The organism is Roseomonas sp. SRI_022 (assembly GCF_057586215.1).
Genome location: NZ_JBYCZL010000013.1, coordinates 1 through 13,433 on the forward strand (window position 1 = coordinate 1; position 13,433 = coordinate 13,433).

Genomic DNA, 13,433 nt, shown 5'->3' on the forward strand with positions numbered 1-13,433 from the left:
CCGCGGCGGGCAGGGCGCCCAGCACGGCGAGCGCAACGAGTGCGAGGCGGAAAAAAGCCGTCATGCCCCCCTCTGTCCACCCCCCGGCGGCGCCGGGTCAAGCGCCGCGCTACAGCGTGATGATCTGCCCGTCCCCGACCGCCTCGAGGAAGGTCGCGATGCCCGCGACCTCGACCCCCGCGGCGAGCGCCAGGCCAGACAGGCCCTCGGCCTTCAGCCCCGCCTCGCAGGCGATGCGCCGCACGCCGAGTTCGGCACAGGCTTCGAGCAGGACGGTGACGCCGGCGACGCCGCGCGCGGTGATGGTGACCTCCCGTGCATCCGCGACCAGCGGGGATGGGTCGGCCAGCAACAGGCAGCCCTGGTTGGTCGCGAAGAGCGTCACGGCACGGCCAAGAGCAGCGGCGCCGGCCGCCACGACCAAGGCGTAGTGGCCGCGTGCATGGCCGCCGGATTCGAGGAGGATGCCGAGGGATTTGGTCATGCGGCGCATCCTTCCGAAACCAGCACGATCGTCGCCCGCCCCGACAGCAGCACCCGCCCGCCGCCCGCGACCTCGAAGCCATAGATGAAGCCGCGGCTCTCCCGCGCCAGGGCCGTGGCGGTGACGAGCAGCTCGCCGGCCACGTCGTCCAGCCGCTCCACCGCCAGCGTCACGCCCGACAGCGCCGCGAGGTAGCCCGGCCCCTGCGCCGCGCCATCCGTCAGCGCACCATGCAGCGCCATCGCCTGCAACGCGTATTCCAGCCCGCAGACCGCCGGCAGCACACCGTCCCGCCGCAGCGGGTGGCCCGGGTCGCAATGCGTGGCCGAGGCACAGGCGATGCCCGATGCGTTGCAGGATCGCACCCGTTCGAGCAGGCACATCGCACCCTGGTGCGGCACCAGCCGGGCGATCGCATCGCGCGTGCCTGGCAGATCGGTCATGGCGTCACCGTGACATCGAGCGCGGCGGCTTCAGGCAATGCGAAACGCAGCGTCGCATCGCGCCGCGTCGCCAACGCCATCAGCAGCGGCAGGGCGCGGGCCACCGGATTGCCCGTGCGAAGCACCTCGAACGCCATTGGCAGGGGGGATTCCGTCGCCGTGTCCTCGGCGCCGTAGGCCACGCTCAGCGCGCCCAGCGCGCCTGCTCCGGGCACCAGCACCAGTGCGACGGCGAAGGCCCCCTCCCCAGGGCGCAACGTTGCCAGCGGCGGCGGCAGCGGCACGTCATGGGCGACCAGAAGCACCGGCACGCGCTGCGCCGCGACCTGCGCCACCGCCTGCATCAGCCCGGTCGCGAAGGCGAAGTCATGCCCGCCGAGACTGACCGAAGGCCGCGCCGAACCGGCCGCGATGCCCCAATATCCCGCCGCCGCGTTGTGCACCGAATTGTGGAACTGGGTGGGGGAGATCGCGCCATCCGGCGCGTGCAGCGCCTCGAGGATCGAGACGATCACCTGCCCTTCGCCGTTGGAACTGGCGAAGACGGTATCGAGTTCCTCCGGCGGCAGGCCGCTGGCCTGCACCGCCTCCGCCGCGACGGCGAGGGCGAGGCGCACGGACGGCCCGGTGCGGCGCCGTTCGGTCGCCGGCAGCAGCGCGGGCACCGGGGACACCACCGGCGCACTCACATGGGGCTCAGCACCCGCCAGGACCGGCACCGACGCGGCCCAACCGGCCAGCCCCGGCCCAAGCAGCCCGATCCCGGCAATCCCAGCAGCCGCGGTCACGGGACGCGCCCGATCACCAGCGCGCAATTGCTGCCGCCGAAGCCGAAGGAATTGGACAGCACGCGATCGATCCGCGCATCGCGATTGTCCACCACGATGCCGGCGGCGAAGGCCGGATCGACGCGCGCGACGCCAAGGCACCCTGGCACCAGCCCGTCCTCGACGCAGATCGCCGCGACCGCTGCTTCCAACGCGCCGGCCGCGCCCAGCGTGTGGCCGGTCCACCCCTTGGTGGAGGAACAAGGCACGGCATCGCCGAAGATGCGCGCGATGGCGCGGTCTTCCATCGCGTCATTCGCGCGCGTGCCGGTGCCGTGCATGTTGACGTAGTCGATGTCGCCCGGGGCCAGGCCCGCGCGGTCCAGCGCCATACGCATCGCCGCCACCGCGCCATGCCCGTCCGGATGCGGCGAGGACATGTGGTGTCCGTCGGAGGAGGCGCCCGCGCCGAGCAACCCGAGGCGTCCCGCATCGCCTGGCGCGGCGCGCTCGATCAGCGCGAAAGCCGCCGCCTCGCCAATGCTGATGCCGTCGCGATCCTCGGCGCAGGGGCGCGTCGGCCCCTGGGCGAGCAGTTCGAGCGAACGGAAGCCGTGCAGCGTCAGCCCGCACAGCGTATCGGCGCCACCCACCACCGCCGCATCGGCAAATCCCGCCTCGATCAGCGTCGCGGCATCAAGGAAGGATCGCGCGCCGGAGGTGCAGGCGGTGGAGATCGAGATGCACGGCCCGCCGAGGCCAAGCCGCGCCCGCAGATAGCGCGGCAGCGCATGCAGGTCGTGGGTGCGTGCGAAATCATAGGGCGGCAGCACGCCGTCCGCGCCGCGGCGCGCCCAGGCGTGCTCGGTCTCCGCGATGCCGGAGGTGGAGGTGCCGAGCACCACCGCGATGCGCGCGGCACCATGGCGCCGCTTCGCCTCCTCCACGGCGTCGATGAAGCCGTCCTGGCGCAGCGCCAGTTCGGCAAGACGCGTGTTGCGGCAGGCGAAGGCGGCGAGCGGCGCGGGCGGTTCGATGGCCTCGGCATCCGGCACGCGACCGATCCAGATGCCCGCGGGCATGCCGGGCAAGTCGCAGGGGCGCAGCCCGCCGCGGCGTTCCCGCAGCGCCTCGCGCGTCGCGCCCAGGCCGACGCCCATGGCGCTGGTGGCGGTGATCGCCGTGATGCGGAAGGGCGTCATACCGCGGCCCGCCGCGGCGCCAGCGCGCAGGCCAGCAGGAAGGCGCTGGCCACGCCGATGCACACGGTCAGCCCCGTCGCATGCAGCACCGGCGTACGGCACAGCGCGAGGAGACCGAAGGTGAGCGACGTCGTGACCATGCAGGTGATGACCGCACCGAGCGCACGGGCCGCGTCCCCGGCATCGCCGCGGTCCGTGCGGGAGATGAACAGGGCATAGTCCATGCCGACGCCGGCCAGCAAGAGCGCCGCGGTCAGGTGGAAGACGGTGATCTGTTCGCCAAGCGCATGAAGCGTGGCGAAGGTCAGCAGCAGGGCGCCGCACAGCGCGAGCGCGATGCGCAAGCCCCCAGCCACGCCGCGCGCGGCGCCCAGCAGCAGCAGCACCAGCACGCCGCCCACCGCACCCCAGCGCAGCGCGGCAGCGATGCCCTGATCGAGCAGCGCCCCGGTCTCCGCCTTGATCTCCACCACCAGCAGGCCGGGGATCGTCGTGGCGGCCGCGCGCAGCGCCGCGAGGTCGCGGACACCCTCGGGCAGCAGCAGGGCGCGCCAGCCATCGGCGTCCTGCCGCAGTAACGGGGACAGCCGCGCGGCGAGCAGCGGCGCGTCGCGCAGATCGGATGGCGTCAGGGGCGGCAGCCGCCGCGCCTCCGCCACGCCTTCGAGAAAGGGCGTGAAGGCCGCGGCGCGGAAGGGCAGGCCGGCCCGCGCCGCCTCCAGCCGAGCGGCCAGGGTCGCGTCATCCGGCAGCGCGGCGATGCGGGCGCGCTGCGTCGCGGCACTCGGCAGGTAGCGCGCGGGGTGATCGAGCCCAGCGACCGCACCGGATCGCAGCAGCGCCGCGGCAGCCGATTCCGAGGCACGCAACGCGGCTTCCGCATCCGCACCGGCGACCGACAGCACCACTCGCACATCCGGCGCGCCGACTTGGCCGCGCAACTCGCCATCCAGCGCGCGGACCTGTTCCGGCACCGGCGAGAGATCGGCGATGTCGCGCGCCATCCGCGGTCCGCCGGCCAGGGCCAGGGCGATCGCGACCAGCACCAGCCCGCCCAGCACGGGCCAGCGCAGCGACGGCAGGCGCAGCAGCGCATGCGCCGCCCGTTCCGGCAGCGCCCGCACCGGCAGGCCCTCCGCCGGCAGCAGCGCGGGCAGCAGGAAGCGCGTCGCCAGCGCCGCCCCGGCCAACCCCGCCGCCGCGAACAACCCAAGCTGCGCGAGACCCGGAAAGCCCGAGGCCAACATCGGCACCAGCCCGGCGACGGCCGCCGCGACGGCTAGGCGCAACGTCGGCCAGATGCGCCGCGCCGTGTCGTGTAGCGACTCGCCCGGGGCGCGATTGGTCACCAGCAGGATCGGATAGTCGTCGCAGACGCCAAGCATGGTCATGCCGAAGCCGAGCGCCGCGCCATGCACATGACCAAAGGCCGCATTCACCACGACCAGTCCCGCCAGAGTGCCCAGCGCGAGCGGCACCGCCACCACCGCCAGCATCATCGGCGAGCGGTAGCGCCAGAACAGGAAGGCGGCGACCAGCAGGAAGGACAGGGTGGAGACCAGCTTCACATCGGCGCGCACCGCCGCCGCGGCTTCCGCCGCGAAGACGCCAGGGCCGGACAGAAGCAGCCTTGCACCGGACGGCGGATCGGCGGCGGCGAAGGCGGCGCGGAAGGCATCCGCCGCGTGCTGCTGCGCCATAGTGTCGAGGCCGGCGGCGCGGGTCTGTGCGAGGATCAGCGCACGTGGACCCGCCGCCATCCAGACGCCTTGTTCCGTCGCAACGCGGCTTTCCGCCGACCAGCCGCGCAGCAGGGTCAGAAAGGCGCCGGTCGGGTCGGCAAAACCGAAGCGGCGCAGCAGCGGCTCGGCAGAGGAACGCAGCCCGTCGAGCAGCGTCTCCAGCGCGTCGCGCAGCGCGGCTTCCGTCAGATCCGTGGGGGATAGCGCGTAGCGATGCGCGAAGAGCAGCGCGGCTTCGGCATCGTCGATGCGCGGCGCGCCATTGGTGACGATGGCGAACAGTCCGCTGTCGCCGAGTGCCGTCGCCACAGCGCGTGACAGGCGCGCGAGGTCCGGCGCCGGCGCGCCCTCGATGCCCGCGATCAGCAGGCGCGTCGCGGCACCCTCGCGCAGTTCGTGCAGCAGGAAGGCCGCTTCGGGGGTTCGCGCATCAGGCAGGAAGTCGCTGATATCGCTGCGCAGGGTAACGTGGCGCAGCACCAGTGGAAACGCAGCGCTGAGCACCGCCAGCATCAGCAGCAGCGGCAGGAATCGCAGCAGGCGGTTCATCGCAGCGGCGTCGCCGTCATGCGGCTGCGGCCCTCGCGGCCCTGGGTCTCGATCACCTGCACGAAGGCCCGCTCGCCCTCGATGGCGATGCGCTGAACAGCAGCCAGTACGCGCGTCGACAGCGGTGTCAGCACCATCCGCCAGCGCGCCGGGTCGCCCGAGAAATCGACGCGGAAATAGGCGCGCAGCGTCGCTGCGTCGCCGGCGAGCGTGGCGCGGATCGCCTCGACCAGCGGGCGGATCTCAGGCGCGGTGTCGAGGGCGATTTCCTGTCGCGCACCACGATCCGGGCGTTCCAGCAGCAGGCGGTCGCCTTCGACCAGCAGGCGTTCCTCGAAGGGCTCGGTGGTGTGCTTCTCCAGCCGGTCCGGCGCGCTCCAGGCGAGCGTCCCGCGTGAGGTCAGCGGGCGGTCGAGCTCCGGCAGTTCCTTCTCCTCGACGAAGCGCGCGCGGCTTTCGCGCACCGCCGCGAGCGCGGCCATGACCTGCGCCATCGCATCCTGCGCGCGCGCCGCGCCAGGCAGCAGCGCCATCGCGATGAGGACAGCGCGACGGGTCACGGTTCCTCCTGCCAGAAATCGTAGAAGTTGAACCAATTGTACGGATGGGCGCGGCAGATCTGGTCCAACCGCGCGGCATAGCGCGCCAACCAGGAACGCAGCGCGGCTTCCCGCGTTGCACGCGGCAGGTCGACGGTCTCGGCGAAGGATTCGAAACGCAACAGGTAGCGGCGTGGCCCGAGCCACAGTCCGAAGCCCAGCACCACCGGTGCATGCAGGATGGCGGCGAGCGTCATCGGCCCACCCGGGAACGGCGCCTCGGCACCGAGGAACGGGACGGCAAGCATGCGTTCGCCACGCGGTGCGCGATCGGCCAGCAGGCCGACGACGCCGCCGCGGTCCAGCACCTCGCGGGCTTCGAGCATCGCCTCGGGCCGGCCGAGCCGGATGATCGCGCCGGCCCGGGTGGGATCGAGGCTGTCGAACATCGCATCCGCCGCGCCGCCGGGATTGGCGTGCATCAGCATGCGGACCTCGACCGGCGCATCGGCGCCGCCGATGGCACGCAGGGCCTCGAAGGACCCCATATGCGCGCCGAGCAGCACCATGCCGCGCCCCGCGACGGCGGCATCCTTCAGCAGATCGAGCCCTTCGATCTCCACCCGATAGCCGGCGGTGCGGCCGGTGAGGAGGAAGACGCGGTCGAGCATGGTCGACGCGAAGCAGAAGTACAGCCGCCAGATATCGTGCCAGCCGGCCTGTCGATCGAGTGCGCGCGTCAGGTAGCGCCAGACGGCGCGCTTCTGCATCGCAGGGGAAGTGGTCAGGAAGAACAGCGTGATCGGATAGAGCAGCGCCTGGCCGGCATGCCAGCCGAGCCCGAGCGCGATGCGCACGATCAGGCGCTGCGCCGTGCCGCCACCGCCGCGTTCGGGCGTGCGCGTCCAGGCGGCGGTGTCAGTCATGGCGCAAAGCGCAATTCGCCGGACGCGACGACCTGCCCCTCGGCGCTACAGGCGAAGGCGATGCGCGTGGCGTCGAGCCGGGTCAGCGTGGCGTCCACGCGCTGGCCCGGCAGCACGGGGGCGGCGAACTTCGCGCGCGGCAAGCCCGTTGCCGGACCGAGGCCGAAGGCCTCGCGCGCGGCCGCCACGACGTGATCCAGCAGTACCACGCCCGGAACGACCGGACGGCCCGGGAAATGCCCGGGCAGGGCGGGATGGTCGGGGCCGATGACGAAGGCGGTGTCGTGGCGCGTGCTCACCGCCGGGCTTCAGCACGCCCGGCGGCCATCCCGCAAGGGGTTCAGGTCACGAGGCCGGTCGCCAGGTGGAACAGGCAGTCGCCGCGCTTGGTGCGCGCGGGGATGCGCTTGCACATGACGAGGCCGGCGGCCTTGAAGGCGATCTCGACCGGCGGCAGCCAGGGTGTCTCAGGCATGTGGATGCGCGCGGCCGGCGTGCCGATGGCGACGGTGTCGCCGAGTTCGACCAGGGGTTCGAACACCCCGTTTTCCGGCGCATAGACATACATTTCGGGCCCACGCACATCGAGGAAGCGCGTCGCCGCCGGCGGGTCCTCCCAATGTTCCTTGCCGAGGATGCCGAGGTGAACCAGCAGGTTGCGCAACCCGCGCTCGGCAATCGCGAGGCCCGAGGCATTCACCGCCCCCGCGCCGCCGAGTTCCGTCCCCAGCGCGATCCTGCCGCGCCGGTCCGCCCCGGCGCCGAGCGTCTGGTCGCCGCCCTGCCCCTGCGCGCCGCCCTGGATGTAGGTGTAGGGAGCACCGAAGGCCCGCAGTGCCGCGAGCTGCTTCTGATACAGCGCCGGATCGGCCGATTGCTTGGCGAGCGCGGTCGGGACGTAGTTCAGCGACGAGCCGCCCGAATGCAGGTCGATGACGAGGTCGGCGAGCGGGATCAATTCGCTGTCGATGTAATGTGCGATCTGGCGCGTGACCGTGCCATCCGGGTCGCCGGGGAAGACGCGGTTCATGTTCACGTCGTCGATCGGCGAGACGCGCCGCCCCGCCAGCGCCGCCGGGTAATTCGCCATGGGCAGCAGGATGACCCGGCCGCGGATCATGGATGGTTCGAGAAACTTGACCAGGTTGGTGACGGCGAGCTGGCCCTCATACTCGTCGCCATGATTGCCGGAGGAGAACAGCGCGGTCGGACCCTCGCCGTTCTTCACCACCACGATCGGGATGGGCAGGAAGCCGTAGGCGCTGTCGTGCGTGGAATGGAACAGGCGGATGAAGCCGGTCTGCTTGCCGTCCTTCGCGAAGTCCACTTCCGGGACCAGGCGGGACTTTCTTGGTTCTGACATGGCGTTCCTCAGTTGTCGGTCAGGTGGCAGGCGACCTGATGGCCTGGTGCGGTGACGCGCAATTCGGGGGCACGTTCGCGGCAGACCGGCATCACATGCGGGCAGCGCGTGTGGAAGCGGCAACCCGATGGCGGGTTGAGCGCCGAGGGGATGTCGCCCGCGATGCGTTCCCGCTTGCCGCGCGACCGCTGCGCCGGATGCTGCGCCGGCACCGCCGCGATCAGCGCCTGTGTATAGGGATGCAGCGGCGCGGCGTAGATCGTCGCCTTATCCGCGACTTCCACCACCTTGCCGAGATACATCACCGCGACGCGGTCCGAGATGTGGCGCACCACCGACAGGTCGTGCGCGATGAACAGGTACGTCAACCCCATTTCCCGCTGCAGATCCTGCAACAGGTTGACGATCTGCGCCTGCACCGAGACGTCGAGCGCCGAGACCGCCTCGTCGCAGACGATCAGCCGCGGATGCAGGATCAGCGCGCGGGCGATGCCGATGCGCTGCCGCTGGCCGCCGGAGAATTCATGCGGGAAGCGGTCGAGCGCGCGCGCCGGCAAGCCGACCTTTCCGAGCATCTGCGTCACCTTCGCACGAGTCTCAGCACCGGGCTTCGCGCCATGGATGATCAGCGGCTCGCCAATGATGTCCTCGACCGACATGCGCGGGTTCAGTGCGCCGTAGGGATCCTGGAAGATGATCTGCATGAAGCGGCGATAGCCGCGCATCTCCATCCGGCCGATGGCGGTGATGTCGTTGCCGTCGAAGGCGATGGCGCCAGAGGTCGGTTCGATCAGCCGCAGCAGCAGCCGGCCCAGCGTGGATTTGCCGCAGCCGGATTCGCCGACCAGGCCAAGCGTCTCCCCGGCATTGATCGACAGCGAGACCTCGTCCACCGCCTTCAGCGTCGTGCCGCGGCGCAAGCCGAAGAAGCCGCCGCCACCGACCTCGAAATGCTTGGACAGCGCGGTGGCTGCGATCAGCGGCGTGGTCATGCCAGTTCCCGGGCACGGAAGCAGGCCGCGGTGTGGGTCGGCTCCAGCGTCTCCAGCGCCGGGATCGACGCGGAACAGGATGGCAGCGCATGGGCGCAGCGCGGACCGAAGCGGCAGCCCGGCGGGCGGCGGGCGGGTTCGGGCAGCGTGCCGGGAATGGCGACGAGGCGCGGGCGGTCCTCGGTGAGCGAGGGGACGCATTCCAGGAGCCCACGGGTATAGGGATGCATCGGATGGTCGAAGATGGTCGCGACCGGCGCTTCCTCGATGACACGACCGGCATACATGACCAGCACGCGGTCCGCCGTCTCCGCGATCACCCCCATGTTGTGGGTGATGATGATGACGCCCATGCCGAACTCGTCGCGCAGATCCATCAGAAGATCGAGGATCTGCGCCTGGATGGTGACGTCGAGGGCCGTGGTGGGCTCATCCGCGATCAGCAACTTCGGATTGCAGGCAAGTGCCATGGCGATCATCACGCGCTGGCGCTGACCGCCTGACATCTGATGCGGGTAGTCGTCCAGCCGCCGCGAGGCTGACGGGATGCCGACCTTGTCCAGCATGGTGATGGCGCGGCGGCGCAGATCCGCCTGCGACAGGCGTTCATGTGCCGCGATCGTCTCCATGATCTGGTCGCCGATGGAGAAGACCGGGTTCAGCGAGGTCATCGGCTCCTGGAAGATCATCGAGATCCCGGGGCCGCGGATCGCCTGCATCTGGCGGTCGGACATGGCGGTCAGGCGTTGGCCGTTGAAGGTCACTTCGCCGGCCGCGACGCGGGCCGGCGGCTTCGGCAACAGGTCCATGATGGTCAGCGCCGTGACCGACTTCCCGGAGCCTGACTCACCGACGATGCCGAGGATCTCGCCTTCCTTCAACGAGAAGGAGATGTCCTCGATGGCGTTCACCTCGCCGCGCCCGGTCATGAAGGCCGTGGTCAGGCCGCGCACCTCGAGTAGGTTCACTGCTGGATCCTGAGCCGTGGGTCGAGCACGTCGCGCAGCCCGTCGCCGAGAAGGTTGAGCCCCATCACCGTGATCATCAGCATCACGCCGGGGATCGTGATGATCCAGGGCGCTTCCCGCATGAAGTCGCGGCCCTCGGCCATGATGTTGCCCCAGGTGGGCGTCGGCGGCACCGCGCCGACGCCGAGGAAGGACAGCGTCGCTTCCGACAACACGGCATAGGCGAAGAGGAAGGAGAGCTGCACGATCATCGGCGCCATGGCGTTGGGCAGGATGTGGTGGCGCAGGATGCGCCAGTGCCCGGCGCCGGCGGCGATCGCGGCCTGCACGTATTCCATCTCCCGCAGCACGATCACCGATGAGCGCACGATGCGCGCCGTGCGGGGGATGTAGACGATCGACAACGCCAGGATGACGTTCAGCGTGGATGGCCCGAGCACCGAGGTCACGGCGATGGCCAGCAGGATTGCCGGGAAGGCCATCAGCGCGTCGTTCACCCGCATCAACGCGTTGTCGAGCCGGCGGAAATACCCCGCGGCCGCGCCGATCAGCGTGCCGAACACCGCGTTCAGCGCGACGACCGACGCGCCGATGACCATCGACAGCTGCGCGCCCCACACCACGCGCGACCACAGCGACCGGCCGAAATTGTCGGTGCCGAAGACCCAGGTCTCGCTGGGCGAAAGGAACTTGTTGCGCATCGACAGGCGCTGCGGGTCGATGTCGGTGATCCAAGGCGCGGCCGCCCCGATGCCGGCGACGATGGTGAAGAGGAACAACCCCGTCACGAACAGCCGGTGGCGGAACAGGCGGCGCAGCGCCGCGCGCGCAGGGTGTTCCCGCTTCAGCGCGATGCCTTCGGCGTCGGCAACGTCACTCATAGCGCACCCGCGGGTCCAGCACGGCGTAGAGGACATCGACGGTGATGTTCACCATCACCAGGAAGGTTGTCACCAGCAGCAGCCCCCCCTGCACCATCGGATAGTCGCGCGACAGCACCGCCTGGGTCAGCAACTGGCCCATGCCGGGAATGGAGAACAGCGCCTCCGTCACCACCGCGCCGGACAGCAGCAAGGAGACGATGATGCCGACCACCGTCACGATCGGGATCAGTGCATTCGACAGCGCGTGCTTCAGCACCACCTTGCGATGCGGCAAGCCCTTCGCCTTGGCGGTGCGGATATAGTCCTGGCGCAGCACCTCCAGCATCGACGACCGCGTGATGCGTGCCAGCAGCCCCGCCTGCAGCAGCGCCAGCGAGAAGGCCGGCATCGTCATGCTGCGCAGCCAACCCACCGGATCCTCGCCGAAGGCGACGTAGCCACCCGAAGGCAGCCAGCCGAGATGCACCGCAAACAGGATGATCATCAGCAGACCAAGGAAGAAGTTCGGCACGCTGATGCCGATCATGGCGAACATCATCGCCGCCTGGTCGATCCAGGAATTCTGCCGCAGCGCGGCGACGATGCCGCTGGCGATGCCGATCAGCAGGGTGAAGACCAGTGCGAACAGGGACAGCCCGATGGTGACCGGCAGCCGTTCCATCGTCGCGGCGAAGACACCCTTGCCGAGCAGCAGCGACCGCCCCAGATCGCCCCGCGCTAAGCCCTGGTAATAGTCCAGCAGTTGCAGATGCAGTGGCTGGTCGAGCCCGAGATCCCGCCGCAATTGTTCAATCTGCGCTGGCGTGGCTGACACACCGGCGATGGCCGCCGCCGGATCGCCGGGGATCAGCCGCATCAGCCCGAAGGTGATCAGGCTGACGATGAGGAGGACCGGGATCGCGCTCAGCAGGCGGCGGAAGGCGACCCCGGCCATGGTGTTATCGCTGCACCCACACGTTGGAGAAGCGCGGGATACGGAAGGGCACGAAGCCCTGCACGTTGGATCGCACCGCCTGCACCTTGGTCAGCGATCCGAAGGGCAGCGCATAGGCCCGCTCCAGGACCATCCGCTGCATGTTCGCATAGGCCGCCTGGCGCGCCTCGGCGGAACGCTCGTTGTTCATCGCGTTCCACAGGGCCAGCACCTCCGGGTCGTCGCGATCGTCGCGCGGACGATAGGCGGCGTTGGGGCTGACCAGGAACTGCATCGTCGCCAGCGCGCCAAGCGCGGGTTGCGTGCCCCAGCCGGTATGGAAGAAGTGCCATTCGTCGCTGTTCACCCGCTGCGACATCTGCACCGAGGTCGGCCAGTCCACCACGCGGAGATTGGCGTTGATGCCGACCGCACGCAGTTGTTGCTGCATGACCAGCGCCGCGTTGTACATCGGCGGATAGTCGCGGTTGGTCAGGAGAATGATGGGCTCGTTGCGGTAGCCGGATTCACGCAACAGGGCGCGGGCGCGCGCCTGATCGTTGATGTTGTACGTCTCCTTGCCGGCATCGGTGTAAGATGGCCGGCCCGGAAACTGGAAGCCGACATTGAGCCGGTAATTCCCATCTGTTGCCGCATCCATGATGTCTTCCATCCCGAGCGCGGCCTGCACCGCGCGGCGGAAGGCGAGGTTGTTGGTCGGCGGGATGGACGTGTTCGGCAGCGCGATCTGGATCCACCAGTTCTGCAGCGGCAGGATGGTGATGGCGCTGTTGCGGCGCAGCGTGTCGAGCGAACGGGTCGGCACGTCCTCGACAGCCTGCAAGGCGCCGGTTTCCAGCCCCGCGACGCGGGCGGAGGCCTCCGTCACGATGCGGAAGGTGACGGTATCCACGCAGGCCACGCGATACCCGCCGAAGCCGGTGCGCTGCTCGAAGGCCGTGTTCGGCTGGTATCCGTCGAAGCGGCCGAGCCGCGCATGGCTGCCGGGGACGAACTCCAGCAGGCGGAACGGTCCGGTGCCCACGGGGCGCAATTGCTGGCGCTCGTCATTCTCGTGCTCCGAAGGAATGACGACGATGGGGACCGAGAAGGAGGACAGCGCCTCGATGAAGGTGGGCTGCACCTGCTTCATGCGGATGACGAAGGTGCGCGGATCCGGCGTGTCCCAGCCCGCCACATTGTCGAGCGTGCTGCGCTGTATGCCGATGCGGTTGTATCGGTTGAAGGATGCCGCGACATCGGCCGAGGTCATCGGCTTGCCGTTGTGGAAGGTAACGCCCTGGCGCAGGCGGAAGGTATAGGTCAGGCCGTCGCCCGATTCCTCCATACTCTCCGCGAGCTCGAGGATCGGCTGGTTGTCCTCGCTGCGCGTCATCAGCGATTCGTACATGTTCATCGCGATGTTGCGGGTCGAGATGGTCGTGGACGTCATCTGGTCCAGCGAATTCACATTCGCTTCCTGACCAAAGACGATGTCGCCGCCGCGCGACGGGCATTGGAACGGGGCCGCGAAGGCCACTGCCGGCAGGCCAAGGCCCACCGCCAGGATCGAGAACGCAAGACGAGAGCGCTTCATAAGCACAATCCCCCGGGTGATGCGTGACAGCCCTGTTGCATGAAGCGTCCGACGCGCAACGCGG

14 protein-coding genes are annotated in these 13,433 nt (G+C 69.8%); all 14 read right to left on the reverse strand.

The window, feature by feature from the left end; genetic code table 11:
• Window positions 1–109: 109 nt before the first annotated feature.
• Genes AC2YHJ_RS14450 through AC2YHJ_RS14515 form a run of 14 tightly spaced genes read right to left on the reverse strand, consistent with a single transcriptional unit; the run spans window position 110 to window position 13,369 of the window.
• Complete coding sequence (locus tag AC2YHJ_RS14450; protein ID WP_487396775.1) at window positions 110–484, reverse strand: DsrE family protein; 375 nt, start codon at window positions 482–484, stop codon at window positions 110–112.
• Window positions 481–927: a hotdog family protein gene (locus AC2YHJ_RS14455; protein WP_487396776.1), complete on the reverse strand. Its 447-nt coding sequence runs from the start codon at window positions 925–927 to the stop codon at window positions 481–483. Before AC2YHJ_RS14455 ends, AC2YHJ_RS14450 begins: the two co-directional genes overlap by 4 nt.
• Window positions 924–1,715 (reverse strand): beta-ketoacyl synthase chain length factor, encoded by a 792-nt coding sequence (locus tag AC2YHJ_RS14460; RefSeq protein ID WP_487396777.1) that lies wholly within the window; start codon window positions 1,713–1,715, stop codon window positions 924–926. Before AC2YHJ_RS14460 ends, AC2YHJ_RS14455 begins: the two co-directional genes overlap by 4 nt.
• Entirely contained in the window at window positions 1,712–2,896 is a 1,185-nt protein-coding gene (locus AC2YHJ_RS14465; RefSeq protein ID WP_487396778.1) for a beta-ketoacyl-ACP synthase, read from the reverse strand. Before AC2YHJ_RS14465 ends, AC2YHJ_RS14460 begins: the two co-directional genes overlap by 4 nt.
• A complete protein-coding gene (locus AC2YHJ_RS14470) occupies window positions 2,893–5,187 on the reverse strand; it encodes an MMPL family transporter (RefSeq protein WP_487396779.1) in 2,295 nt (764 codons plus the stop codon). The genes AC2YHJ_RS14465 and AC2YHJ_RS14470 overlap by 4 nt, the downstream gene beginning before the upstream one ends.
• A complete protein-coding gene (locus AC2YHJ_RS14475; protein WP_487396780.1) occupies window positions 5,184–5,747 on the reverse strand; it encodes a LolA family protein in 564 nt (187 codons plus the stop codon). Before AC2YHJ_RS14475 ends, AC2YHJ_RS14470 begins: the two co-directional genes overlap by 4 nt.
• Window positions 5,744–6,652: a lysophospholipid acyltransferase family protein gene (locus AC2YHJ_RS14480; protein ID WP_487396781.1), complete on the reverse strand. Its 909-nt coding sequence runs from the start codon at window positions 6,650–6,652 to the stop codon at window positions 5,744–5,746. The genes AC2YHJ_RS14475 and AC2YHJ_RS14480 overlap by 4 nt, the downstream gene beginning before the upstream one ends.
• Window positions 6,649–6,951 carry an ApeI family dehydratase gene (locus tag AC2YHJ_RS14485; RefSeq protein WP_487396782.1) on the reverse strand — a complete coding sequence of 101 codons (303 nt, stop codon included), beginning with the start codon at window positions 6,949–6,951 and terminating at the stop codon, window positions 6,649–6,651. The genes AC2YHJ_RS14480 and AC2YHJ_RS14485 overlap by 4 nt, the downstream gene beginning before the upstream one ends.
• A gap of 41 nt (window positions 6,952–6,992) precedes the next feature.
• Window positions 6,993–8,015, reverse strand: coding sequence for a succinylglutamate desuccinylase/aspartoacylase family protein (locus AC2YHJ_RS14490; protein WP_487396783.1), 1,023 nt, complete (start codon window positions 8,013–8,015; stop codon window positions 6,993–6,995).
• An 8-nt stretch (window positions 8,016–8,023) separates the two neighbouring features.
• A complete protein-coding gene (locus tag AC2YHJ_RS14495) occupies window positions 8,024–9,007 on the reverse strand; it encodes an ABC transporter ATP-binding protein (RefSeq protein ID WP_487396784.1) in 984 nt (327 codons plus the stop codon).
• The gene (locus tag AC2YHJ_RS14500) at window positions 9,004–9,975 is read right to left on the reverse strand and encodes an ABC transporter ATP-binding protein (RefSeq protein ID WP_487396785.1); all 972 of its coding nucleotides are present in this window, start codon (window positions 9,973–9,975) and stop codon (window positions 9,004–9,006) included. The genes AC2YHJ_RS14495 and AC2YHJ_RS14500 overlap by 4 nt, the downstream gene beginning before the upstream one ends.
• Entirely contained in the window at window positions 9,972–10,856 is an 885-nt protein-coding gene (locus AC2YHJ_RS14505) for an ABC transporter permease (RefSeq protein WP_487396786.1), read from the reverse strand. Before AC2YHJ_RS14505 ends, AC2YHJ_RS14500 begins: the two co-directional genes overlap by 4 nt.
• Window positions 10,849–11,793: an ABC transporter permease gene (locus AC2YHJ_RS14510; protein ID WP_487396787.1), complete on the reverse strand. Its 945-nt coding sequence runs from the start codon at window positions 11,791–11,793 to the stop codon at window positions 10,849–10,851. Before AC2YHJ_RS14510 ends, AC2YHJ_RS14505 begins: the two co-directional genes overlap by 8 nt.
• 4 nt (window positions 11,794–11,797) lie before the next feature.
• Window positions 11,798–13,369 (reverse strand): ABC transporter substrate-binding protein, encoded by a 1,572-nt coding sequence (locus AC2YHJ_RS14515; protein WP_487396788.1) that lies wholly within the window; start codon window positions 13,367–13,369, stop codon window positions 11,798–11,800.
• Window positions 13,370–13,433 lie beyond the last annotated feature (64 nt).